Source organism: Phaeodactylibacter sp. (genome assembly GCF_022763345.1).
In the GTDB taxonomy this organism is placed as follows: domain Bacteria; phylum Bacteroidota; class Bacteroidia; order Chitinophagales; family Saprospiraceae; genus Phaeodactylibacter.
In genome coordinates this window covers 1-24777 of record NZ_JALEGS010000025.1, presented here as the reverse complement: position 1 = coordinate 24777, position 24777 = coordinate 1, and the positions used below count along the sequence as shown (strand labels likewise).

The following is a 24777-nucleotide window of genomic DNA, read 5'->3' as shown; positions in this document are numbered from 1 at the left end:
AAGCTACGCCAAATATTTGCCCACAATCGGCATACGCCGCCCCATGCCAAATGCCTTTTCAGAAACCCGCAGCACGGGAGCCATTTGGTGGCGCTTGAACTCGTTGATGTTGACCAGGCGGAGCACCCGGCGGACCAGCTTTTCATCGTAGCCTTTTTCGATGATGTCCTGCGGGCTGAGGCGGCGCTCGATGTATTGGAACAGGATTTCGTCCAGGTCCTCATATTCGGGCAGGCTGTCGGTGTCCTTTTGGTCGGGCTTGAGCTCAGCGGAAGGGGGCTTGGTGATGATGTTGTCGGGAATGATTTCCTCTTCCCGGTTGATGTAGCGGCAAAGCTCGAAGACCTCCGTTTTGTAAAGGTCGCCGATGACGGACAAGCCGCCGCACATGTCGCCATAAAGGGTGCCATACCCGACGGCCACCTCGCTTTTGTTGGACGTGTTGAGCAGGATGTTACCGAACTTATTAGACAAGGCCATGAGCAGGTTGCCCCGGGAGCGGGACTGCAGGTTTTCCTCGGCGATATTGAATTCGGTGGCCCAAAAGTGGGGCTTGAGCGCCTCCATAAAACTGTTGTAGATGGGCTCGATGGGGATGATGTCGTAGGGCGCACCCAGGTTTTCCGCCAGCTTCCGGGCATCTACGACCGAGTGGTCGGAGGAAAACTGCGAAGGCATTAATACCAGGCGGACATTTTTCGCTCCCAGCGCCCGCACCGCCAGTACGGCCACCAAAGCCGAGTCTATCCCGCCGGAAAGTCCAAGGATGGCCCGCTTAAAGCCCAGTTTCCGGAAGTAATCGCGAATGCCCATCACCAGGGCATCGTGGATGAGGGGCATTTTGTTTCGGGGCTGCAGCAGCTCCCTGCCGCCTTTGGTGACTTCGTCCAGGTCGTACACCCGTACTGCCTCTTCGAAGTAAGGCAGCTCGTCAAAGATTTTGCCATCGGGGGAGGCGACCATAGAGCCGCCGTCGAAGAGGATTTCTGTCTGTGCACCGCTGTGGTTGACGTAGAACATTGGAATGCCGTAGCGCTCTACATTAGCCCGGACGACCTTCGTGCGTGACTCGGCCTGCACGTAACTGAAGGGCGAAGCGGAAAGGTTGAGGATAAAGTCCGGCTGTTGCGGCATCAGCTGATCCATGGGTGAGATGGTGTAGAGTGGGTTCTCATTGGCGATGTTCCAGATGTCCTCACAAACCGTGAGGGCAATGCGCTTGCCTTTGAATTCCACCACCTTCCACTCCGAAGCCGGCTCGAAGTAGCGGTACTCGTCGAAGATATCGTAAGTCGGCAGGAGGGTTTTGTGCTGTACCTGCTGCACTTTGCCATCAGCCAGAAAGAAGGCGGAGTTGTAATGGTCTTTGCCCTCAATCACCGGGTTTTTGGTTGGTGAGCCCACCACAATAGCGATACCCTGCGCTGCTTTCGCCAGTTGCTCCACCGTAGCTTCCGCCAATTCGATGAAGTCCTCAAATTCCAGGAAGTCCCGGGGCGGATAGCCCACGGTTGCCAGTTCGCTGAAGCAGATGAGGTCGGCTTGTTGGGCTTTGGCTTCCGCGACCGCCTGCAGCATTTTTTGCAGGTTGCCTTCAAAGTTGCCAATGTGGAAGTTGAGTTGTGCGATCGCTATCTTCATGTATCTTCGTTTGAAATCTAAACAAAGGTAAGAAAGGATGGTTGCAATCGGGAAACCGGGACCGCTAAATTGATAAAATGCCCTGATTTTCTGCTCCTGCTGCGCCGTGCTGACTCCTTCTGGCTTTTTTCCTTGAAAATCCGTAAATTGATCGGTCAAAGACCCTGGAAATGAAAAAAGTATACCTTTTGTCGCTAATGATTGCTCTAATCCATTATGCCTGTACAGACTTAGAGGAAGATTTGGTAGGAGCGCTCACGGAGGAGTTGTCTGTTGAAGGAAACGGCATAAATTATGATTGTGCCTGCGGCGGACCGCTGATACGGGCTTATTCCGGATTAAGAAATTCTGGAACCGCCTACCACGGGGGCTATTTCTCCCTGCAGGAGCTTACCTCCGATGAAATGGTAGTATGTGCCAAAGGCAGCGACTGGTATGATGGTGGAATACAGATCGCTTTGCATCAGCATACTTATACGCCCGACCATCCTTTTCTGGGTACGACTTTCCGGCAGTTGTACGAGGCTATATCTGAAGCTAATCAAGCGCTGGACCAGGCGCATTTGGAACCACACGAAGTGGCACAGGTCAGAGGTTTGCGGGCATTTTACTATTGGCGGCTTCTCGACCTGTTCGGCCGGGTCAAAATCGTAACCGAGTACGACCCCAATCCTCCTCAGGCCACCCGGGAGGAAGTGTTTAACTTTGTGGAACAGGAGCTCCTGGCAATATTAGAAATTCCCGAAGTCAGTGCAGATATGGACCTCAGCAGCAGTTCGCTTTCTGAAAGTAGTGATGCCTACGAACTTAATCGCTATGGTGCCTTAGGTATTCTGGCAAGGCTCTATCTGAATGCCGAAGTGTATACAGGTACGCCCAGGTACGAAGCAGCTAGTACGGCAGCTTCCCACATCATTGACAGCGGGCATTATCAGCTATGCGGGCAGGGCTGTGCCGTATCTAACCTGGGCTATCGCCCGGGCGTGCCTTCTGACCCTGAACAGTTGGAAGGCTATGGCGCTGTTTTCGCACCCAACAACGATGGCAACCCCGAGCACATCTTTTCCATCAATTACGATGAGTACCTTGGGCCGGGGATGAACTTTTCACAAATGGTCCTTCACCCGGCCAGCCAATTGAGCTGGCACCTGCAGGAACAGCCCTGGAATGGCTACGTTACCCTTGAAGAATTCTACAACAGCTATGAGGACGCTGACTTGCGCAAAAAAGCCAGTTTCCTGACCGGGCCGCAGTTTGATTTCTCTGGCTCTGCTGTTATTGATTACAGCGTAAATGATGGTGAACTTCAGCTCAGCTATACCCCCAGCATCAATGAATTGCAGCCGGATGCGGCGCGAGGTGCAGGGGCCCGGCCTGTTAAGTTCAGCTTTAAGCTCTATGGGGGTAGGGAAATGGACAATGACTTTCCGCTCGTCCGCTTGGGGGAGGTCTACCTCATCAGGGCAGAGGCCCGCGCCCGCCTTAGCGGCAACTGGGCAGATGCCGAGCCTGATGTCAATATATTGCGCGCCCGTGCTGGGGTGGAGCCCTACAGCAGTACGCTTACGGCGGATGAGTTTTTGGCAGAACGAGGCCGGGAGATGTTTCAGGAAGCCATACGCCGTACTGACCTCATCCGGTTTGGAAAGTATACCGAAGCCTGGTGGGAAAAGCCAGCTTCTGAGCCCTACCGGGAATTATTTCCTATTCCCCGGTCTGCTATCGGCGGAGATGCAGGGCTGACGCAGAACCCTGGGTATTAATACAAATCACATCATCGGGCATCCCTTCTCCGCTGCTGTCTTGTAAAAGAAGTTCGGCTTCAGCTCCGCAGCATTATACGTGCGGTGGAAGGTCGCCGTCGTGGCCGGTGAGACCGGTGGTATGAGCCAGGTCCAGTCGCCATTGACCGGGCGGCCGTGCGATTGTTCAATGCGCTCAAAATGCTCATGTTGCTCAGCGGCGCTGTGGTGGTCCACGACTTTCACGCCCGCCTGCGCGTAGGAATGCAGTACCGCGGCATTCAATTCCACCAGCGCCCGGTCTTTCCAGAGGGTGGCATTGCGGGAGGTATCAAGGTTCATGGCTTCCGCAACTTTAGGCAGAGCGTTGTAGCGTTGCTGGTCCGCCAGGTTGCGGGCACCAATTTCCGCGCCCATATACCAGCCATTGAAGGGCGCAGCGGAGAACCGCAGCCCGCCAATGCTCAGCCACATATCAGCAATCACAGGTACGGCATACCATTTTAAACCCAAGCCGGTAATTCCCGGCTGATCAGGGTGCGTAATCGGCACTTCCAGGCACACCTCCTCCGGCCACTCAAACCAAACCGGTGGGCGGCCCGCTTCCTGTACCACAAGGGGGAGAATGTCAAATGCGGTGCCTTTGCCCTGCCAGCCGAGGCTTTCGCAAAAGCGGGTAAAGGAGGCACTTGCCGGGTCGCCTAAGACACTGCCGTCCGGCTGCGCGTAGCCCGCATAGCGGATGAGCTGATGGTTCAGGATTTTCAGGGGCGTCCGGCCTTCAACGTCAGGTGGGAAAATGGTGATCGCCGACCGGATATTCCCCTCGTTGGTGGCAAAGCGCAGGTGGTTGCAGAGAAGGCGAAAGGCCGTCTCTGCATCCGTCACCCGCCGGGCATCGAACACATGCAGGCTTTTCCAGTACAACCGCCCGATGCATCGGATGGAATTCCGCCAGGCAACCCTTGCCCCGAAGGCCAACTCCGCTTCGGTCAGCTCGTAGGTGCCTTGTGCCGCGATGGACTCTATGATTTCCTCCATACGGTCTTTGTGAGCCGCGTGGGGCAGTTCCTGTTCTTTGGCATAAAGCTGAAGGAACTGTTCGGCTTCCTGTAGGAGCGTCGATGGAGCAGCCTTGGCAATGGTGTTCATATTTTTTATTTTTCTTCAATTTGGAAGCGGAAAAATGCACCAAAATAATCGTCCTCCCCTCTGAAAAGTTTATTTTCCCGCCTCAAATGTTTGTCAAAGTGCTAAACCAAATAAACCATGCAAAACCAACCGCTCATAGAGTGCGTACCTAATTTCAGTGAAGGCCGTGACCCGGCAGTGCTGAAGCAAATCACTGATGCCATCGAAGCGGTGGAGGGCGTCAAACTTCTGGACGTCGACCCCGGAAAAGCGACCAACCGCACGGTCGTCACCTTTGTGGGCGCGCCGGAGCCGGTCATTGAGGCGGCTTTCCAGGCTATGAAAAAGGCCAGCGAAGTCATTGATATGTCCAAGCATACCGGTGAGCACCCCCGTATGGGCGCCACGGATGTCTGCCCGCTTATCCCCATTGCCCACATCACCATGGAAGAGGTCGCCAAATGGGCGCATAAGCTGGCCAGGCGTGTCGGTGAGGAACTGGGCATTCCCATCTATATGTATGAAAGTGCCGCGACCAAGCCCGCATGGCGCAATCTGGCTACGGTCCGCTCTGGCGAGTACGAAGCCCTGCCCGATAAACTGGCTAAACCGGAATGGAAGCCGGATTATGGCCCGGCGAAATTTAACGCAACCGCCGGAGCGACGGCAGTGGGCGCCCGGGACTTCCTTATCGCTTACAACGTCAACCTCAATACCACCTCGGTACGCCGCGCCAATTCCGTTGCCTTTGATGTGCGGGAGCAGGGGCGTTTGAAGCGGGAAGGCGGCAAAGTCTCCGGTGCAGTGCTCAAGGATGAAAACGGGAATGCCCTGCGGGAACCCGGCAAGTGCAAGGGCGTAAAAGGCATCGGCTGGTACATCGAAGAGTACGGCATTGCGCAAATTTCCATGAACATCACCGATGTGCGCCAAACCCCACTCCACATCGCCTTCGAAGCCTGCCGCGAAAGCGCCAATCGCCGGGGGATGCGGGTGACCGGCTCCGAACTGGTCGGCCTGGTGCCCCTGCAGGTCATGCTCGATGCCGGGCATTACTTCCTGCAGCAGCAGCGGCGTTCCCTGGGCGCATCTGAAGAAGAGGTCATCAAAATTGCCGTCAAGTCAATGGGTCTGGATGAGCTGAGCCCCTTCGACCCCCAACAGAAAATTATCGAATACCAACTGGCAGAAGATACCCCTACGCCACTCCTCAATATGAACCTACGCACCTTCTCCAATGAGACGGCTTCGGAGAGCGTGGCACCGGGCGGCGGTTCGGTGGCGGCCTACGTTGGCGCTCTGGGGGCCTCTCTGGGCACGATGGTCGCCAACCTGTCTTCCCACCGCCGGGTTTGGGACGACCGCTGGGCGGAGTTTTCCGAGTGGGCGGAACGCGGGCAGCGCATCAAGGATGGGCTCCTGGCGCTGGTAGACGAAGATACCCGTTCCTTCAACGGCATTATTGCTGCGGTGCGCATGCCAAAGGGGACGGAAGCAGAAAAAGCCGCCCGACACGAAGCGATGCAGGAAGCCACCAAGTATGCCACCGAAGTGCCTTTCCGAACTATGGAACTGGCATTAGAGACCTTCGAGGTGTGCAAAGCCATGGCAGAAAAGGGCAACCCCAACTCTGCCAGCGATGCTGGGGTAGGGGCGCTGTGTGCCCGGGCAGCTGTGCACGGTGCCTGGCTCAATGTCCGCATCAATGCCGGCGATATCGAGGACAAGGCCTGGGTGGAAGCCAAACTGTCGGCGGCTCAATCCATAGCTGCCAGGGCGGATGCTCTGGAGCAGGAAGTGATTGGGCTGGTGGAGCGGCATGTGGGGTGATGTGGTTATCACTCCACCTTCTAAAAGCGGCTCGCAGCCCTGCACGCTTTCCAGATACTGCGCGATGTCAGCTACAGCAGCCTTTTCACCGTTTCACGACTTTCAGGCTACCCGAAACCTCCGCGCTATGCAATACCAAAATATAAATACCAGGCGGCAGCCCCTTGGCGCTAATGTCCTGTTGCCCCTGTCTGACTTCGGCTTCTTTTAAAACCCTGCCCTGCATATCGGTCAGCTGCAGGTGGGCAGTGCCTGGGTAGCCCCAGTCCAGGACCCAATGGTCTGTTGTAGGATTGGGGTAGGCGCGGGCCATAAGCTGTGGGGCCGTATTCGTTGGCACTTCCTCCCGTGTAGAAGTGATGATGGTACTGTCTGTTACAATTTGCAGGTTGCCGCACCCAGGGACCAGGCAGCCCATACTGTCTGTACGGACCAGCCAGATATTGATGTTGTTGATGAAAGGCTCCTGATTCGGGAAGGTATCCTGATAAGTGCCGGTGAAGACCAGGTCGCCGTTGGGAAGCTCTGCCCCGTTGTTGAAATAGCTGAGGAAAGCCAGGGGAGACCGGTTGTCAAAAATATAGCGTTTCCACTTGAGTTCCCCTTCCGGGGACATCCGGAAGATGAACCCTGCGTTGTCAATAATTTCTTCCCATTCCTCGGGCACCGGGGGGCGGCTAATATACCCGATGCCAATAATATCGCCGTTGTTGGCCCGGTTGAGTTTGATGACATAGGGGTAGGCCGGCCGGGTCATCCATAGGGTGTTGGTCCATACGGTGTCCCCTGTCATGCCATCCAGGGCAGCCATACGGAGGTTAATAAATGAGATGGTGACATCCAGCGGGTCCGTCAGGTTTGGTTCCTCCCAGTTGGTGGCAATGTTGCCGTTGTTGAGCTCTACGATCTTTGCGATGTTGTTTCGTGAAAAGTCGTCTTCTTCCAGCCGGCTGTGCCACAGCACTTCCATCTCCGGGGTAAACTTGGTGAAGCCCTGAAACCGGCCTTCGTTATTCCTGACCAGCCCGGAGCTGACAAAATTCCCGTCCTGTGTGGCTATGAGGTCATTATCTGACATAATCCCATAGGGGCTCTCTGATTCCGGGTACATAGCCTGATGCAGGATTTCCATGCTGTCATTGAGAAATGAAAAAGTGGTTATAGGTTCACCTTCTCCTACTGTGATACTGGCAGTCAAATAGCCTTCTTCATGTTTTGCCCAGTAATAGGGGATTTCCTCCTCTGTTTCTGCACCGAAGTTCCATTCCTGTTCGACAGTAAAGTCCTGATTTAATTTTAGTATCTGTACGTTTTCTTCTTCAGCCGGAGAGGGGCGGGCGTACATATAATACGTGCTGTCCGACACTTTGATGAGCGACTCGCTCACTGAAGCTACAATGTGGGTATCTATTTGGGCGTGCCCCAGCAAGTTGCCCGCCCAATCGGTACGGGCGATAATGGTGCAAATCCTGCTGTAAGTAGTGTCGCACCGGTTAGGAGAGACAAATAGTAGTTCTTCCCGGTCTTCGTCAACGATGACCTGCCATCCAGAATTATCTTTTTCTTCAATATCTATAGAAGTGCTGAACCAGGGCTGTGCACGGGTGAAGAGAGGGGCGTACAGCAATAGTAAAGTTAGGATAATGCGCATAATTCATTCATATGAGAGGTGCAGGGCAGAGCTGTACCTTTGTCTTATTTAAGCGGGGGCGAAAATCTGAAGCCGGTAAATCTCAATGATGTTTTTATGATATAATATGGTGTTTAGTTACAAAGAGCGCATTCGAGCGAGCGGCTGGAACGCGTTGTGGTTACAATGTAGCGAAAAAACGAGATAGTGCCAATTTCGGCGGAATAAGTTTAGGTGAATTAACGTTTGGCTTGACTTGGGTTTGAGTCGCAAAAAGAGCTGGGATAATCTGGTCTACCCATTGAAAATAGCGCGGTCTGTCTTTTTGGGTATGGAGAAGGTGCTGCTGAACCATCCGATGGCAATCCTTGCATACCGGCAAAAGAGCACCACAAAAAATCCCCTGCCCAAATACATCGGACAGGGGATTGCTTTTGTAGATAACAGGCTACTACCTACCGCGCATAAGCCACCGCCCGCTTCTCGCGTATGACAGTCACTTTGATCTGCCCGGGGTACTGCATATCGTCCTGGATTTTCTGAGAAATCTGGAACGACAGCTCGTCGGCCCGCTGATCGGTTACTTTTTCGGACTCTACGATGACGCGCAGCTCACGGCCGGCCTGCATCGCATAGGCTTTTTGTACGCCTTCGTGCTCCATCGCCAGTTCTTCCAGCTCGCCAATACGCTTGAGGTAGCTTTCGAGGATCTCGCGCCGCGCGCCGGGGCGGGCACCGGAAATGGCATCACAGGCCTGAATGATAGGGGAGAGGATGTTGTTCATCTCTACCTCATCGTGGTGGGCACCTACGGCATTGCAAACGGCAGCGTGTTCACCGTACTTTTCGCAAAGCTTCATGCCCAGCAGGGCGTGGGACAGTTCCGTTTCCTCCTCGGCAACTTTGCCAATATCGTGGAGCAGGCCGGCCCGCTTGGCCATTTTGGCTTGCTTGCGGCTCAGGCCGAGCTCGGCAGCCATGATGGCGCAGAGGTTGGCCGTTTCGATAGAGTGCTTGAGCAGGTTTTGCCCGTAGGAAGAGCGGAAGCGCATGCGGCCTACCATCTTCACGAGGTAAGGGTCAAGCCCGTGGAGGTCCAGGTCGATAACGGTACGCTCACCGATTTCCACAATCTGCTCGTCGAGCTGCTTGCGGACTTTGGCTACCACTTCCTCGATGCGTGCCGGGTGGATACGCCCATCGGCTACGAGGCGCTTGAGTGCCAGGCGGGCCACTTCCCGGCGGATGGGGTCAAAGCTGGAAATCACAATGGCTTCCGGCGTGTCGTCCACAACGATTTCCGCTCCGGTAGCGGCTTCCAGCGCCCGGATATTCCGGCCTTCCCGACCAATGATCTGCCCTTTCAGGTCGTCGGAGTCGAGGTTGAAGACCGAAACGGTATTCTCAATCGTATACTCCGCGCACATGCGCTGAATGGACTGAATGATAATTTTCTTGGCTTCCTTGTTGGCAGTGATCTTCGCCTGTTCCACGGAGTTTTTCACCAAGGCCATAGCATCGGTTTCCGCCTTGGCTTTCACGGCTTCGAGCAGCTGTTCCCTGGCTTCGGCTTCGCTCAGGTTAGCCACTTTTTCCAGTTCCTTGATGTGGCGCTCGCTTGCGGTCTCCAGTTCCTCGCGCTTGCGGTTCATGACTTTGATCTGCTTCTCGAGGTTTTCCCGCAGGGCGATAGCATCCGCTTCGCGCTGTTCCAGTTCTGCCCGCTGATTGTCCAGGGCTTTGACTTTATCGCCGAAGCTTTTTTCCTTTTGGCGCAGGTCAGACTCCAGCTCCTTGATTTCCATTTTGCGCTCCTTCAGCTCCACCATCTGATCGGCTTTGCTGCTTTCAAATTCAGACTTGAGGCGGCTGAATTTTTCCTTGGCCTCCTGAATTTTGCGCTGCTTGATTTTCTCGTTCTTATTTTCGGCCTGAGAGGTGATCTTTTCTGCTTTGATCTCTGCCTCGTCAATCAGGCGTTTGGCCGTGAGCCGGGCTTCCTTGACCTCCTGGTCCACGGTGGAGTTGATTTCGTCGATGCGTTTCTGTTTGGCACTTTTAAGGGCCATCTGAACGCCTATGTAGCCAATAATGGCTCCAACGACCAACCCAATAATGATTCCTATTCCTATATCCATAATTGGTGTTGATTTTGTGATGCGGTGGTTTTGGTGCTTTGCCTGTATGTATACTTGCAGGACAAACCCGGGCCACCGAATTGCATTTGGTGTATAAATAACCTGGCTGGCGAAGCTCATGTGCACCCAGTTCAGGAGCAGCGGGCTTACGCCAAAACAGGGGTATTCCGATATTTCAGGAAAAACGGGCGGCAGGATACCGCGCATCGGGAAAGTTTAGTCAAGCACCTGATCAAGCAAGGCTTCCAATTGAAAGAGTTTACCGGAAAGGGCAGGGTCATTGCCCCCGGAGGTTTTAGCTTTGTGCAAGTCGACCGCGTAGGTCAGGAGCGCCATCGAGAGGCAGTCCTGTTTGTCCTTATTGGTATAGGTCAACTGAAAACGGTTGATTTTCTCGTTGACCTCTTTGACGATCTTGCGGATGGCAGGTTCATCTGCCACATCTATTTTGAGTGGGTACGGCCGGCCGGCAATCAGCACGGTAATATGTTTCATCTCCTTTTCTTGCCCTCTGCTCATTCCTATTGCTTATGTAGCCACTCAATACAAGCGTTGATCTCTTCAATGTATGTTTCCAGCTGTTGCTTCAGCTGATCTGATTGCTCAGGTTGTCCTTCCCGCTGCGTGTCCAGGGACCGCTGCGTTTGTTCCAACTTATGGGTTAAGGCACTCACTGCACCGCGTTGGCGGTCCAGGTCGGCCTTGAGTTTCTGGTTTTCTTCCTTGAGCCCGGCATTTTCCTGCTTCAGGCGCGCCATGCGCTGCACGAGCTGCCGGACTTTCAGTTCAATATTGTCAATGCGCTCTAAAAAGTTCATTTTGGGACTTTGGGTCATCATACTACCCTGCCTTTACTGACGGATCGTAGCACCAAGTTTGGACTCATAGTCGGCAATCAATTTATTGACCACCTTGTCCACTTCCTTGTCCTTGAGCGTTTTCTCAGGGTTTTCAAATGTGAAGCTGACAGCGTAGGACTTTTTCCCGGCGCCGAGCTGCTCCTCGTTTTCGTACACGTCAAAAAGGTTGATATCCTTAATGAGCTTCTTGCCCACCTTACGGGCAATCGCCACAATATCACTAAATTTTACAGAATTATCAATAACCAGGGCCAAATCCCTCCGGCTGCTTGGGAATTTGTTCAGCTCCTCGTAGGATAATTTATACTTTTTGCGGGCTTTCATGAGGTTGTCCCAGCTGAAATCGGCGTAAAAGACCTCCCCGCGGATATCCATAGCCTTGACCAGCTTAGGGTTGACTTTGCCGAAGCGGACCAGGGTCTGCGGGCCGCGGTGGTATTCCAGCCCGAAGGCCAGGCTGTTGTCCCGCAGCGCTGTCTCCTGATAGCCCTGCAGCCCGAAGCGGGCGAGGATGTTTTCCACAAAAGCCTTCAGGGCGTAGTAGTCTGCATCGCCTTCGCGTACGCCCAGCCAGGTTTCCGGGTGGCGCTCCCCGGTCATGAAGAGGCTCAGGTGCTGCTGCTCGTCGATCTTGTTCTCTCCGTGCTGATAAGTACGGCCAAATTCAAACAGCTTCAGGCGCGACTGCTGCCGGTTCTGATTGTGCAGAATGGCTTCGAGCCCGCTGAAGAGCATATCCGGGCGCATAATATCGAGCTGTACGGTAGAGGTGTTGTTGATGTACACCAGCTTGTTGTCGGCCAGCCCTTCGAAAATTTCCTTGTAGTACTGCGAGCGGGACAGGGACAGGGCCATCATCTCATTGAAACCATTGGCCGCCAGGTAGTCGCCGATCTTGTCGCGCAGCAGGTTGGGGTCGGGCTGAGGGGCGATGTTGAGCCCGGTCTTGACCTGCTCAGGGATAGGCACCTCGTTGTAACCGTAGATGCGCAGGATTTCCTCAATTACATCGGCTTCCCGCGTTACGTCCGACTTATTGGTAGGCACTGCAACGGTGAACGTCTCCCCATCGTCTGCCAGGATTTTCATCTCCAGGGCCTCCAGGATGCTGTGGATTTTTTCTTTGGGAATGTCGATACCAATCAGGCGGTTGGTGTGCGCGTAGCTGACCTTCACTTCCACCGGTTTGACCGGGTTGGGGTAGAGGTCGGTGATGTCGCTTGAGATTATGCCGCCAGCCAGTTCCTTAATCAGCAGGGCGGCCCGCTTCAGGGCGTAGACCACGATGTTGGGGTCGCTGCCTTTTTCGAAAACCTTGGCGGCATCAGTGCGCAGGTTGTGCCCCATGCTTGTGCGGCGTACCCACTTGGCGTTGAAATGAGCGGATTCCAGGAAGACATCCGTGGTATTTTCCGTCACACCGGAGCCTATGCCCCCGAACACGCCAGCGATGCACATGCCTTCGCCGGCGCCATTGCAGATCATAAGGTCTTCGCCCGTAAGTTCGCGCTCCGTTTCATCGAGGGTAGTGAACTTAGTGCCTTTCGGCAAAGCCTTTACGACAATCTTGTTGCCTTTGACTTTTGCCAGGTCGAAGGCGTGGAGGGGCTGACCGAGCTCGTGCAGTACGAAGTTGGTCACGTCCACCACATTATTGATGGGCCGCAGCCCGATGGAGAGCAGGCGGTTTTTGAGCCAGTTGGGCGACTCCTTAACGGTAATGCCCTTTAGCGTCAGGCCAGCGTAGCGTGGGCAGGCTTCGGCATCTTCCACCTCAATGCTGACCGGCAGGCTTTGGTCATCCGCTTTGAAGCCGTCGACGGAAGGCAGGTGCACGCCGTCGTTGTGGCTGTGGTTGACTTTGAGGTAGGCTGCCAGGTCCTTGGCTACGCCCAGGTGGTTGGTGGCATCCGAGCGGTTGGGCGTCAGCCCGATCTCGTAAACGTGGTCGATTTCGATATTGAAGTACTCCCGTGCGGGGGTGCCCACTGCGGTGTCTTCCGGCAGCACCAGGATGCCATCGTGGCTCGTGCCGGTGCCCAGTTCGTCTTCCGCGCAGATCATGCCTTCGGATACCTGCCCGCGGATCTTGCCTTTTTTGAGGGTGAGGGGTTCTTCGCTGCCAACGGGGTACAAAGTTGTCCCCACCGTAGCCACCATTACTTTTTGTCCCTGCGCTACATTTGGCGCACCACAGACGATCTGCAGGGGCGCTTCCCCACCTACGTCCACTTTGGTCAGGGACAGGCGGTCGGCATCAGGGTGTTGGCCACATTCGAGGACATGCCCCACGACCACGCCTTCCAGCCCGCCGCGGATGCTTTCCACCCGCTCCATGCCTTCTTCTTCCAGTCCAATACCTGTGAGCATAGCCGAGACTTCCTCAGGGCTATGGTCTATATCGATATACTCTTTCAGCCAGTTCAGAGATACTTTCATTGCTGTAGTTTTGTAAGGGCACAAATATACTGACGAATGGGGGATTTACAACCTATATGGAGGGGGAGTCCTCACAAATCTGGTTCTTAGAGCTAATTTTGGCGATGGTCTGCCTCTTCACAACGTTAAAAAAGGGTTAACCCGTTCCGGGAAGCAAGCGGGAGGGCCTTTCTCAACGTTTTCGTGGAGATTTCAGCCCGTTTTTCGCAGGGAAGTGCGGGGAAAGTCGGAAGTTTGCACCTCATGGAAGAAGCTATGCCATTATTGAACCCGAAAATATACTGTATCGCACTGCTGCTGCTAGTGGCTGCCCCGGTATTTGGGCAACAGCCCGCCGCTCCGGCACAGGACACGGCCAAGCAGGAAGTGGAAGTCGACCACGCCGACCTGTTTGAATACATTCAGTCGGGAGATACGGTTATTCAGAAGCTCAATGGCAACGTCGAGCTGCGGCAGGATAGCGTGTACATGTACTGTGATACCGCCCGTATTGAGAACCAAACCCGCGTGTATGCCAATGGCGATGTAATCATTCAGCAGGGGGATTCCCTCAATGTTTTCTCAGACTCTGCCGTTTACGACGGGGCGACCCGCATAGCCGAGCTCTACGGGGATGTCATTCTGGAAAAGGGGGATCAGCGCCTCTTCACCGACCGCCTGACTTACGACCTCAACCTCAAGCTGGCCACGTACGATAATGGTGCCACCCTTACCCTCGACAGCACGCAGCTGACCAGTAAAAAGGGCTATTACTACGTGGATGAGCGGCAAATTTACTTCAAAGACAGCGTCGTGGTGATCGATTCGGCTTTTACACTGCTTTCGGACACCCTGGGCTTCAATACGGAGACCAAAGTGGTGGACTTTCTGGGGCCCACCCTGATCGACAGCGATACCACCAAGCTGTACTGCGAAGATGGTTTTTACGATACCGAGAACAACGTAGCGGAATTCACCAAAAACGCGCAGTACCAAAAGGGCGACCAACTGGCCCTGGCCGATACCATCCGCTACGATGGCAGCCGGGAGGTGTACATCCTGCGCGGCAACGCCATTTTCAAAGAAAACGAACGGGAAGCCACCGCCGATGTAATTGAGTACAGTCAGGAAGCCGACCGCACGGTACTCGTGGGCAATGCCCGCTACAAAGATGACAAACAGGACATCGCCGCCGATGAGATCGTCTACGATGCCAAACAGGAGACCTATTCCACCCGCGGCCGCTCCCGCATTAGCGATCCGCCGCAGCTGCTGGAAGCCGATCAGGTGGACTACAGCGAGGAACGGGGCATTGGTATTGCCACCGGCTCCGTGATTTGGCGGGACACCTCCGAAGACCTGACCATTATGTGCGATACGGCCGACTATGACCGTAAAGCGGATTACCTCAAAGCCTTCGGGGGGCGCAATGGCCGGCCGCTGCTCATCACGATTGTGGATGGCGACTCCTTATTTATGGCATCCGATACCCTGCTGGCGCTGCAAGACGTATTCGATACCCTGATTGTGGAGACCGTTATCACCGTTGATACGCTCTTTTCGGATTCCCTGGTTACGGATACCTTGGTCATAGACTCCCTCATTGCCGACACCCTCATCACGGAAACCCTTGTCACCGACAGTGCCCGTCTGCTGCGGGCCTATCCTGATGTGCGCATTTTTAAAACGGATATGCAGGCCATCTGCGACTCCCTGTCGTACAGTACGCGGGACTCCACCTTCCGGCTGTTCCGGGAGCCTATCGTCTGGGCGGATACCTCGCAGTTCAATGCCGATACCGTCAATATCCTGCTCAACAAGGGCAGTATTGACCGCATTTTCCTCCGCAACAACGCCCTGATTGTCAATTCTCCGGACGAGATTATGTTCAATCAGGTCAAAGGCAAGCACGTGACCGCCTTTTTCAAAGCAGAAGAACTCCGGCGGATGGCAGTGAACGGCAACGCGGAATCCGTGTACTATGCTTTGGATGACGATGGCGGCTATGTAGGCGTCAACAAGACCATCTGCAGCGAGATGATGCTGTACTTCGGGAACAATGAGGTGGAAAAGATCACATTTTTCAATCAGCCCAAGGCCGAGATGCTGCCGATGGGGCAAACGAACCACAGCACGCTCAAACTGGAAGGCTTCTTTTGGGAAACCCAATACCGGCCCGACAGCCTGCCTGATTTGTTCAGCCCGGAGAAAAAACGGGTACTGAAGCCCCTGCCCAAAGCCGCTGCTCCCGCTGCGGATTCTCTGGCGCAGGACAGTTTGGAAGTCCCCCCTTCCGCTATGGGGCTGGATGAGGAAGCGGAAGATACTCCGGCAAGCCCCGCCGAAGTCCCCGCTGCGCCCCCGGCTCAGGGTTTACCCGTTCCGCCCGATCCTGCTAAAGGACAGGGTTTACCCGTTTCCCCGGCCACCACGGAGCAACCACCGACACCAGAAAAACAAAACGACGAGCAATAATGATGAAAAAGTGGATGGTATTCATTGCATGGTTTGGAATGGGCATTGGGCTGCTGGCCGCACAGTCTTCACCAAAACAGCTGCTGCAAGCCGGCCATAATGCCTACCACGACAAAGATTACGAAACCGCCATCAGCCGGTACGAAGCCCTCCGTGCCGAGGGGTACGAAAGTGTGGGCCTCTACTACAACCTCGGCAACGCCTACTACCGCAACGGCAATCTGCCCATGTCGGTCCTCAACTACGAGCGTGCCCTCCGGCTCGACCCCGCCAATGAGCAGGTACAGTCCAATCTGGCTTTAGTACAGGAACAACTCGAAGCTTCGAACATTCAAATCCGGCAATCGGGCGTTGTCCGCACCTGGCTTTCCGTGCAGCACCTGATGCGCACCCGGGGCTGGGCCGTGCTTGGCCTCCTCCTGTTTTGGCTGGGCGTAGGCGGGCTGGCCGTCTGGCAATTTGCCCCTCAGCGCCGGCAGCGCAAAGCCGGTTTTCTGGCAGGCGTTACCGCCCTGTTCCTCTGCCTGTTGCCCTTTGGCTTCGCCTACGGTCGGGCGCAGCAGGAGTTTTACCACCACAAAGCCGTCCTGATGGCAGAAGAAACACCCCTGCACGTGGCCCCGGATGCCCAAAGTGAGCCCGTCCTGACCCTCTACGGTGGCGAGACCCTGACTATACTGGATGAAATAAGCGGCTGGTATAAAGTGGAGCTGAGTGATACGACGGTGGGGTGGCTGCCTAAGGATTTGGTGGCGGAGGTTTAGGGGGGGGGGCAAACTATTTCAGGGGATGACATTGAGCCCCGGATCGGCTACCTGAAAATAGAGGGGATCGCAAGCAGTAGTGATGACTTGGTGCAGCATGAATTGCAGCGCAAGAAAAATCAAGACTACCTTTGGGAAACCCTCACCACCTTACAAGCAGGGGAACCCATTTACTTTGAAGACTCCACAGCTTCTTATCAATACAACTACGATTACCGGTTACTGGCCGTAGATGATGCCGGGCTGAAGTCCAGCTCTAAAATATTGACTGCCCGCCCCTTAGCGAGCTCAGTTCGGGGCGAGATTTTGGATCTGCGCTTGCTTATACATACGATTTTAGAACAAGATTCTGCGGTGCTAACCAATCTGCCTGTATTAACGGTCAATCCCGCCAGTAGTGTATTGCCAAACAACCCACAAGGTGCGCGGCCAGGCCAACAATACCTATATGGCCGTGGAGAAGCTGCGCTGGTCTGGGAGTTCCTTGAACAAGATGGAATTTATGGTTACCAAATATACCGTTCCGCATCCGATGGGGTATTACGGCCCTACCTTATGGTCAGGCCGGATGAAGGCGTCATTACACTCGAAGTCTTTCAGAAAATCCAGGAACGTTTTGGTGCACAGTCTGGGATCGACTCCGGCATCGTTGACGGCAACCACTTTTTCTTCTTCGACGGTGGGCTAAAGAAAGGGACCGCCTATACTTACCGGGTTGAAGCCCAGTACATTGATGGGGCAGTGTCCCCGCTCTCTGAATCAGTCATTGTGATCTATTAAATGAAAGGACTATGATGCGACTCCAAATACTATTTATCGCTTTATTCCTGTTGCCCTCGTTGAGCCAGGCGCAGGACTGTGCGGAGGCTACTGTGCTCAGCTCACAGGAAACCATGCTCACCGTCCCGTCCTTAAGCCGGGCAGCAGCAGATACCCCGCCCCAGCCCAGTGACTGCCGGGCTGAAGGGTTGCCCGCCACTCACCTGGCATGGGTTCAGTTTACGGCCCCGGTAGATGCCCGTTTGGCCTTCGACCTCATCCCCCTCAATGAAGGAGATGACCTAGACTTCATCCTCTACAAAGTTGAAGGGGGCGACTGCCAGAGCCGCACGGCTATACGCTGCACAGCCGCCGGGCCAAATATTGGAGGCGCTACCGCATTCAGCACGCCCTGTATGGGCGCTACGGGGCTCAAAGCAAATGTAGAAACCAATGCTGCCGCTTCTGGCTGTGAAAATGTCAATGGGAACTACCTGTCCCCGGTCACGGTGCAGGCTGGAGAGACCTACTTGCTCTGGGTCAACAACTACGCCCTGTCCTCCGGGAACCGCCCCAGTGGGCAAGCGGATGGGTTTACCCTGCTGCTGGACTTTGATCAGGCGGCGCTGGTTAGCGAAGCCGATATCCTGTCCTCCCTGCGCGTCTTCCCGAACCCGGCAACCGATTGGCTGCAACTGGAACTGCAGCTGCCCGCTGCCACGCCCATAGAGGCTATCGTACAGAATGCGCTCGGCCAGCAAATCACCACCGCCCGCTACGATGGCACTGCCGGCAAGCACACCTACCCATTGCCTACTGAAAAGTGGCTGCCCGGGCTTTACTGGGTGACGGTGGTGGTGGATGGGGTGCGCCGGGTGGTGGTTGTGGAGAAATTATAAATATGTTCATTGTGGGAATACAAAAAATGAGACTGCTATATCTAATAGGTCTAACTATAACGGCTTTGCCATTACTGTGCCAGCATAATCCTATACTGCCATTCAAAGATTATGGTGACTTGTTAGAACCATTGGAAGAAGGCTTGGTGCAGAACAAGGCTAATGAAGTAACCTCTTTAAAAGGTTGGGAAATCAAAATAGTGACACATACTAAGGCAATTCCTCAGGTAGAACAAAACCTTCAGGACTGGATTGCCGAGGGCAGTAATACTGTAGTGTTTTACGTATTGGCTCAACATAGTGGTGGTATGCCAGTTATTGCGGTGACGAGTGATTTAGAGTCAGCATTGCCCCAGCCTGTTCGGCAGCATATTGTACAGGAAATAATGTTGCCATGGTATATTGTTACGGATTACAATAATTGTCTTCAGGAAGGAATAGAGGCTTTATTGTCTGACCAACTAGTGCTTGCATCAGTTGCATTTGAAGGGAGTTATCCGATAGATGGGGTAGAGGAGCCGCAATGGCAATTGTCTGCCAGTAGCGAAGCCGGGAATGGCATTATTGCAGGTGCTGTATGTTACAAGCGGCAAGACGTGATGGAACTTCGCCCAACTTTTTCTTTTACTGGTGCTTTGCCGGGGAGCAGCATAAAAATCAAAGGAACGACCAATGACGCTACCTATACTGTCGATGGTGCAGTCTATAATGAAAGTACCATACAGCCATCCGGTCTTGGCATAGAAATTAGCACCGGGGAGTCGGTCGATTATTGGGCGGACTTTGAGGTGGAATGGTCGCTTTCTTTTGATGGTGGGGGGAGTTGGGTGGAGATATTTACAACTTCGAATACAATTTATGTCATCTATAATACACCCGCTCCGCCATTTGACGATTTTTTTGATCTTGATGAAAGACTATTGTACTATGGGTGCAATAGAGGAAAAGAAAATGAAAATAAAGCGGATCTCTTTCTAAGTATATGGGAAGGATTTGAATTGGCAAGTGGAAGCTTGACTTCTAACGACTTTTTAGGAAATGGAAATTATTCTACGTTATCATACTACGGGACCGCCGATCCCGAGGCCTCTTGGGAACCCTTGTTGAACAATTATGATGGACAGTGTACGTCTTGGCAAAGCTTATTATCCAATATCTTAAAACACCAAGGCTATCGTTATGAAACAGACTTTAATTTTGTAACTATAGAGTCAGTGAATAGCAATGCTTTTGAAGGTATGCTAATAAAAAATTGGCACTTTGAGTCTAATCCCAATTCAAATTTTCCTGGTCCTAATAATTCTGAGTATTTATATAGGAATCTAATTCCTTACGATGAAAGCAATCCTGTTTATGATTTTCAACCCGAGTATGATAACGAAGGATTACCTACAGGGAAATGTAGATGGTACAACGAAAGTGTATGGAGCTTACCGGGTATTCCTGCTCAGGGAAATACTAACCCTGTATCGTATTTCTTATTTCATAAACTCTTAAAAATAAACATAGAAGGAGAAGGAATAGAAATGTTTTACGACCCTTCTTATGGTGTGACTTATTCTACTGAATTGGAGTTGAAAAGTTCCGTAGAAGGATTATATATTGTAGATTCTGAGGTGATTACTGTAGAGCTGGGAGGGTATGAATACAGTGCTATACCCGGATATTTCAGAAAAAACTTTTTACCAGAAGAAATAAAAGTAACAATTAATTAAATGAAGCCAATCTTCTTTATTCTTGTATCATTATTGTGTTTCAGTGCATCATGCATTGCACAGATTACTTATTCAGTTGTACATAATGCCGACTTGCATGTACCTGTAATCGGAGAACATATTAATGATACTTACATTCAGAGCCATAATATACTTAAAGTCGAAAACGAAATACCAACAACAGAAGTCAAAGCCGTTGTTGGTTCCTCGTTTTATGATTATCCGTTCACCTGGGATATACAGGATACCCTTGTTTTTGCTATAAACTGTATTCATACAAAATCTCCGGAGATAGGTTATTTTACTTTTTTTCGTTCTAAAATTTCAAAGATAAGTATTCAGGAAAGGAGAAAAAGAGACAGTTTGCTGGCGATTGAATTAGCAAAGGAAATCCCAGATAAAGATAAATTGTTAGGTGAATTGTTTGATAGGAAGTCGAGTAAACCGTCACTTAGGAATCTACGATATATATATCCTATTACATTTTTGTTCCGCTGGAAAACAGGCCTTCAGGGTAGAGACTTTCATAAAGGGCCAGTTATTGACAATATTACATTTGATTTTATTGCGCTCAATTCCAGACAATTTCTCTTTTATATAAGAGATGACAGGCAACTCACCATATGGCAATATGATTATCCTGAATACAGGGAAAAGCTAGAGGAAAACGCCTGGCAAGAGTTGATTACTTATTCGAGGGATAGTATAGGCGAATACAATATACCACAACCTTCTTACTGGTACCACTCACCTGAATTAAAGTATCACCCCTCCAGTAAGCACCACCGCTACGAAGCCATCGACGATACTCTTTTCTTCGAGGGGCATTTCAAAGTAATAGCGCAGGATGGCGAGTACTACTGCATAAACATAGATACTGGTTTGCTCTACCATATTGGCGACCAAGATATAGTGCGCATAGGGGCGCTTGACATAAAAGACTACCCTCGCTGGATCTTCGGCAAGCGTCTCTTCATAGAAGACCGGGATACAGGGGAGCTCGTGTTCTTTTCCACAGTTGAGCGTACGAATACTAAGCGTCCTTTTCCCAAAATTGTCAGCTTATCTAGTAAAGCAGCATTGTATGAGCGGTACCCTGGGCTCAAAGGGAAGTGATGGATTATTTAACTCATTAACGAATAAGCAAATGTTCTCTCCAAAAAACCTTATTCTGCTACTAGCCCTACTATGGGGCTCTTTCGCCCTGCAGGCACAGTCTTGCTTCATTCAAGAAGATGACGCTACGGGTAGTCTAGCCTTCTCAACTGAACAACTTGCGGAGCTGGAGGCGGCGGCTTGCTCTTTGCGGGCGGTATTCCCCACAGAATTCCAAAACGATTTTACGGTATATGATTTCGGCTTTTATCTCCATCAACAGGGATATGAGGGTGGGATGCCACAGGTCTTTCAGGACAAGATTGCTGAAGTGGAGCAGGAGTCACCGTATTTTTTGTTGTTTGGTCGTGAGTTGCTGCGTGGCGGGGCGCTGGGGAAGGTTTGGGTGGAGGTGCAGCTGCCGGAGGAGGGGAGTTTTTCTTGTCTAACAGCAGATTTTTATCGCATGATAGAGTTCGAAGTACGACTGGCCGTGTCTCAAACACTAGGGAATTCAAATACTTATTCTACTCAAGGACTATCTCAAGGACTATCTCAAGCACTATTTGCAGGTATTCAAATACTTGAATCAAGTGTAGAGGAAGTTGTAAACTGTTGTGAATTCAATTTAAGTCCAGATTGCCCAATCTGTAACTGGACGTATGATGATGTGCTTCTCTACTTCGGTTCCAAAGCAGGAACAGATCAAGACCCTATATCAATTCTTTCCGATCCGCCCAATGTAGACCATACGTGTATATGCGCTACCGAATACAATGTAGAACCTATTGAATATGTAGGAGGAGATTACAGGGTAGAGAACTATTCGACGATAGATGGCTTTGATCTTTATGGAGAGACAATAGATGTAGGGGATTTATTCATAGAACTAAAAACTCTTTCGGATTTACATGTTAGCAATGGTCGGGAGTTTTATGGTGCAATTACAGACAACGCTGTTTTTTGTTCTACAGGCGAAAATACGGCTTTAAGAAATGGGGAAGGGGAAGAGCTTCCCACCATGGAAGATATAGAAAATCGTTTTGAATCTAGTGCTGAAGGAGTTTGGATTCACTTTGTATATAGTGAAAATAGCGCTACACTGTTTGTGACTCTGAAAGGACCAACGGGAGAAATATTACTTAATACTGATAGATTTCCACAATATGCGAGTAAGTTTTATGAAGTGACTGAGACTCTCAAAGAAGCAGGCGGGATATCAGGCGATTTTATTAATATCTTTGAAAACAGCGGTCTGAACGTGGAAATACGGATTGAAGATATTGGAAGCGGAGTAAACGGGAGTACAAGTTCTTTAAGCTATGTTATAGATCACAGACATGTTATTATAAGAATTGATGAAGATAGGTTTTCTGATGAAGAGTATTGTAATAAAGAAAAGCTGGGTTACTTGTATATCGCCAAAACAATTATACATGAGTGTGTTCATGCCATATTAAAACATAACTTAATGAAAGTCAGTGGTGCGACATCAGATCAAAAGAAAAGAAATTTTTCGCTTTATAGTTATGGACATTATTATAGTCACTACAGGAACTACAATTTTGAGAACATAGCTACAAGTTACACGGAGCATTGGATAATTTTAAATCATTATTTTAGAAAATTAAGCGATACCCTCCACGGTTTTAACGGAGGCTATGGAAATAGAACAAATTATTTCTACCTAACGTATGATTTCGGGGAGCAGCCTCAATTTTCAATAGAAGATATCCAAAGATGGACGGGGTTTAACGACTTAGAGACATTGATTAGCATAGAAAATAAAATGGCGGATCTACACGAACTGCTCAAGCAAAATATACAATTGCCGTGCACAAACTAGTTACAATCATTTGTTGTTTGCTTTGCATGTTTTCACCATTGCTTCATTCTTGTAAAAATGTTGCTAATCAAAAGGTGAGCATTGAGCTTACAGACAAGGAGGCGATAATAAATGCAGCGATATCCTACCAGTTTATACCTCGCCAGGTTTGTGAGCAAGATTACGATGATTCTTTTAGTAAAGATACTTTTGAAGCATTCTTTTCGGAGTATAGCATACCTGCATTTGATACTATGCCATGTTATTCAACGCTATATTTTTTATACAATGATCACAATTTTACAGAAAGAGAATGTGTCATAGTGGATGTGGGCGTTTTAGATAGTATGAAGATTAGTCAGCTATTTCCTGCTGAAAGTGTTACCCGAGCGAATATGTTTTTGGGAAGGAATAAAAAAGCGCTGAACGAAAGCATAGATTATTCAAAATTGGATTTTAGCAAAATGGGTGGTAAACTTATCCGTTCTGGTGAGCCCTGCGATCGTCGTCACGCCTCAATCAGTTGTTTCCTATCAGAGGTCTACGTTGATGAAACGGGGGAAAAAGCGGTTTTGTATATGAGGCTATTCCTTTCTTCTGAATACAAATACGTGCACTACTTTCATAAAGTAGGTCAGTTGTGGCTGTTGACCGTTAGAGAAAATGTTTTATACGATTCTTAGTGAGACACCACAGCTGAAAATGCCGATGTTGCTAAAAAAAGCTAAAATTAAGATTCACCTATTTTATTTTCGTGCAGCACTTCGATAACTTTTTCGCCAAGCGCATACAGGTGGAGGTACTGGATCCCTTAGACCGCCGAATTGCCACAGCTACCTACGATAGCGCCCCCCCCCCGCTACGATGGCACTGCCGGCAAACACACCTACCCATTGTCTACTGAAAAGTGGCTGCCCGGACTTTACTGGGTGACGGTGGTGGTGGATGGAGCGCGCCGGATGGTGGTTGTGGAGAAATTATCAAGAAAGACAAAAATGAAAAATACCATGTTCCGAATTAAATCGCTTCTCTTCCTTTTCAGCCTTTTTATTCTCGGTAGTAAAGGTCAATCTCAAAGCTGCTTCATCCAGCTTGATAATGCCACCGGTCAATCCTTTACCTCTGACGAATTGGCACAGCTGGATACTGCGGCTTGCGCACTGCGCGAGGTTTTCCCCACAGCATTCCAAAACGATTTTGCGGTATATGATTTCGGCTTTTACCTCCATCAGCAGGGATATGAGGGCGGGATGCCACAGGTCTTTCAGGACAAGATTGCTGAAGTGGAGCAGGAATCACCGTATTTTTTATTGTTTGGTCGCGAGTTAGGGTCTTTTCCCTCAGGAGGGCGGTTTTGGGTCGAATTAGTCGTTCCCAAATCCAATTCATATCCATGCGTTACAATTGATAGAGTCGAGAATATAAAATCTTCGTTAGAGATTCAATTACAGGGGGCTAATGGAGATTGGGTTGCCAGATTGACCGCTGGAATGAGCCACGTCAGCCAGCATATAGATAAAGTTTATAACTGTTGTACTACAGGTAACCAATTGCTAGCTCCTTCAAATACCTGTTCGGTCTCTCAAGATTATATAGAAGATGTACTAAGGGCAGATGGTTATCATCATTATGGTGATTTAGAAATATCAATAAGCAATAAAAGTTATCAAAATATACCTTTCGACAAAGAAGTCGTAATTCATTTGGATGAGAGATGTGGAGCTTATTTGGTCGATGGTATTAGTACTTTCAATTTGACGGTGTAGACTTGCGTAAAAATAAGACAGTTTAAAAATTCACTAACTTTAAGCTGTTATGAAGAAATCAAAGTTTACAGAGAGCCAAATAATCAAGG

Annotated in this window: 18 protein-coding genes; 11 read left to right on the top strand and 7 right to left on the bottom strand. The window is 51.0% G+C overall.

Translation table 11 applies throughout. The annotated features are described in order from the left end of the window. Window positions 1-3: 3 nt before the first annotated feature. Window positions 4-1641, bottom strand: a complete 1638-nt coding sequence (locus MRY86_RS07280) for an NAD+ synthase (protein WP_293570351.1) — start codon at window positions 1639-1641, stop codon at window positions 4-6. A gap of 170 nt (window positions 1642-1811) precedes the next feature. On the opposite strand from MRY86_RS07280, the gene MRY86_RS07275 reads away from it, so the two are divergent. Beyond that, window positions 1812-3404, top strand: a complete 1593-nt coding sequence (locus tag MRY86_RS07275; protein ID WP_293570350.1) for a RagB/SusD family nutrient uptake outer membrane protein — start codon at window positions 1812-1814, stop codon at window positions 3402-3404. A gap of 6 nt (window positions 3405-3410) precedes the next feature. Here MRY86_RS07275 and MRY86_RS07270 read toward each other — a convergent pair whose 3' ends face one another. After that, window positions 3411-4535 carry a nitric oxide synthase oxygenase gene (locus MRY86_RS07270; protein ID WP_293570349.1) on the bottom strand — a complete coding sequence of 375 codons (1125 nt, stop codon included), beginning with the start codon at window positions 4533-4535 and terminating at the stop codon, window positions 3411-3413. 117 nt (window positions 4536-4652) lie between these two features. On the opposite strand from MRY86_RS07270, the gene ftcD reads away from it, so the two are divergent. After that, window positions 4653-6344, top strand: a complete 1692-nt coding sequence (gene ftcD / locus MRY86_RS07265; RefSeq protein ID WP_293570348.1) for a glutamate formimidoyltransferase — start codon at window positions 4653-4655, stop codon at window positions 6342-6344. Between the two features lie 85 nt (window positions 6345-6429). Here ftcD and MRY86_RS07260 read toward each other — a convergent pair whose 3' ends face one another. The 5 genes from MRY86_RS07260 to pheT form a co-directional block, all read right to left on the bottom strand. Beyond that, the gene (locus MRY86_RS07260) at window positions 6430-7995 is read right to left on the bottom strand and encodes a T9SS type A sorting domain-containing protein (RefSeq protein ID WP_293570347.1); all 1566 of its coding nucleotides are present in this window, start codon (window positions 7993-7995) and stop codon (window positions 6430-6432) included. Between the two features lie 434 nt (window positions 7996-8429). Then, window positions 8430-10112: a ribonuclease Y gene (gene rny / locus MRY86_RS07255; protein ID WP_044220874.1), complete on the bottom strand. Its 1683-nt coding sequence runs from the start codon at window positions 10110-10112 to the stop codon at window positions 8430-8432. Window positions 10113-10328: 216 nt separating this feature from the next. Continuing rightward, window positions 10329-10631 (bottom strand): cell division protein ZapA, encoded by a 303-nt coding sequence (locus tag MRY86_RS07250; RefSeq protein WP_293570346.1) that lies wholly within the window; start codon window positions 10629-10631, stop codon window positions 10329-10331. Window positions 10632-10633: 2 nt separating this feature from the next. Next, the gene (locus MRY86_RS07245; protein ID WP_293571158.1) at window positions 10634-10930 is read right to left on the bottom strand and encodes a hypothetical protein; all 297 of its coding nucleotides are present in this window, start codon (window positions 10928-10930) and stop codon (window positions 10634-10636) included. 33 nt (window positions 10931-10963) lie between these two features. Next, window positions 10964-13411, bottom strand: a complete 2448-nt coding sequence (pheT, locus tag MRY86_RS07240) for a phenylalanine--tRNA ligase subunit beta (RefSeq protein WP_293570344.1) — start codon at window positions 13409-13411, stop codon at window positions 10964-10966. A gap of 243 nt (window positions 13412-13654) precedes the next feature. Here pheT and MRY86_RS07235 point away from each other — a divergent pair, with 243 nt between their 5' ends. The 9 genes from MRY86_RS07235 (at window position 13655) to MRY86_RS07195 (ending at window position 24688) form a co-directional block, all read left to right on the top strand. After that, window positions 13655-15865 (top strand): OstA-like protein, encoded by a 2211-nt coding sequence (locus tag MRY86_RS07235; RefSeq protein WP_293571157.1) that lies wholly within the window; start codon window positions 13655-13657, stop codon window positions 15863-15865. Then, complete coding sequence (locus MRY86_RS07230) at window positions 15865-16629, top strand: SH3 domain-containing protein (protein ID WP_293570342.1); 765 nt, start codon at window positions 15865-15867, stop codon at window positions 16627-16629. Before MRY86_RS07235 ends, MRY86_RS07230 begins: the two co-directional genes overlap by 1 nt. A gap of 87 nt (window positions 16630-16716) precedes the next feature. Further along, complete coding sequence (locus MRY86_RS07225; RefSeq protein WP_293570341.1) at window positions 16717-17409, top strand: hypothetical protein; 693 nt, start codon at window positions 16717-16719, stop codon at window positions 17407-17409. A gap of 11 nt (window positions 17410-17420) precedes the next feature. Beyond that, a complete protein-coding gene (locus MRY86_RS07220; RefSeq protein WP_293570340.1) occupies window positions 17421-18287 on the top strand; it encodes a T9SS type A sorting domain-containing protein in 867 nt (288 codons plus the stop codon). Continuing rightward, window positions 18212-20002 (top strand): hypothetical protein, encoded by a 1791-nt coding sequence (locus MRY86_RS07215; protein ID WP_293570339.1) that lies wholly within the window; start codon window positions 18212-18214, stop codon window positions 20000-20002. The genes MRY86_RS07220 and MRY86_RS07215 overlap by 76 nt, the downstream gene beginning before the upstream one ends. Further along, complete coding sequence (locus MRY86_RS07210; RefSeq protein WP_293570338.1) at window positions 20003-21118, top strand: hypothetical protein; 1116 nt, start codon at window positions 20003-20005, stop codon at window positions 21116-21118. Then, window positions 21087-22943, top strand: coding sequence for a hypothetical protein (locus MRY86_RS07205; RefSeq protein ID WP_293570337.1), 1857 nt, complete (start codon window positions 21087-21089; stop codon window positions 22941-22943). Before MRY86_RS07210 ends, MRY86_RS07205 begins: the two co-directional genes overlap by 32 nt. After that, on the top strand, window positions 22931-23605 hold the full coding sequence (locus MRY86_RS07200; RefSeq protein ID WP_293570336.1) for a hypothetical protein: 675 nt from the start codon (window positions 22931-22933) through the stop codon (window positions 23603-23605). Before MRY86_RS07205 ends, MRY86_RS07200 begins: the two co-directional genes overlap by 13 nt. A 210-nt stretch (window positions 23606-23815) precedes the next feature. Next, window positions 23816-24688, top strand: a complete 873-nt coding sequence (locus MRY86_RS07195) for a hypothetical protein (RefSeq protein WP_293570335.1) — start codon at window positions 23816-23818, stop codon at window positions 24686-24688. The last annotated feature ends 89 nt before the right edge of the window (window positions 24689-24777 follow it).

What these genes read in the sequence shown, in the direction of transcription:
- MRY86_RS07280 (WP_293570351.1), bottom strand. Translation starts at nt 1,641, where the DNA reads ATGAAGATAGCGATCGCACAACTCAACTTCCACATTGGCAACTTTGAA.
- MRY86_RS07275 (WP_293570350.1), top strand. Translation starts at nt 1,812, where the DNA reads ATGAAAAAAGTATACCTTTTGTCGCTAATGATTGCTCTAATCCATTAT.
- MRY86_RS07270 (WP_293570349.1), bottom strand. Translation starts at nt 4,535, where the DNA reads ATGAACACCATTGCCAAGGCTGCTCCATCGACGCTCCTACAGGAAGCC.
- ftcD (WP_293570348.1), top strand. Translation starts at nt 4,653, where the DNA reads ATGCAAAACCAACCGCTCATAGAGTGCGTACCTAATTTCAGTGAAGGC.
- MRY86_RS07260 (WP_293570347.1), bottom strand. Translation starts at nt 7,995, where the DNA reads ATGCGCATTATCCTAACTTTACTATTGCTGTACGCCCCTCTCTTCACC.
- rny (WP_044220874.1), bottom strand. Translation starts at nt 10,112, where the DNA reads ATGGATATAGGAATAGGAATCATTATTGGGTTGGTCGTTGGAGCCATT.
- MRY86_RS07250 (WP_293570346.1), bottom strand. Translation starts at nt 10,631, where the DNA reads ATGAGCAGAGGGCAAGAAAAGGAGATGAAACATATTACCGTGCTGATT.
- MRY86_RS07245 (WP_293571158.1), bottom strand. Translation starts at nt 10,930, where the DNA reads ATGAACTTTTTAGAGCGCATTGACAATATTGAACTGAAAGTCCGGCAG.
- pheT (WP_293570344.1), bottom strand. Translation starts at nt 13,411, where the DNA reads ATGAAAGTATCTCTGAACTGGCTGAAAGAGTATATCGATATAGACCAT.
- MRY86_RS07235 (WP_293571157.1), top strand. Translation starts at nt 13,655, where the DNA reads ATGGAAGAAGCTATGCCATTATTGAACCCGAAAATATACTGTATCGCA.
- MRY86_RS07230 (WP_293570342.1), top strand. Translation starts at nt 15,865, where the DNA reads ATGATGAAAAAGTGGATGGTATTCATTGCATGGTTTGGAATGGGCATT.
- MRY86_RS07220 (WP_293570340.1), top strand. Translation starts at nt 17,421, where the DNA reads ATGATGCGACTCCAAATACTATTTATCGCTTTATTCCTGTTGCCCTCG.
- MRY86_RS07210 (WP_293570338.1), top strand. Translation starts at nt 20,003, where the DNA reads ATGAAGCCAATCTTCTTTATTCTTGTATCATTATTGTGTTTCAGTGCA.
- MRY86_RS07205 (WP_293570337.1), top strand. Translation starts at nt 21,087, where the DNA reads ATGAGCGGTACCCTGGGCTCAAAGGGAAGTGATGGATTATTTAACTCA.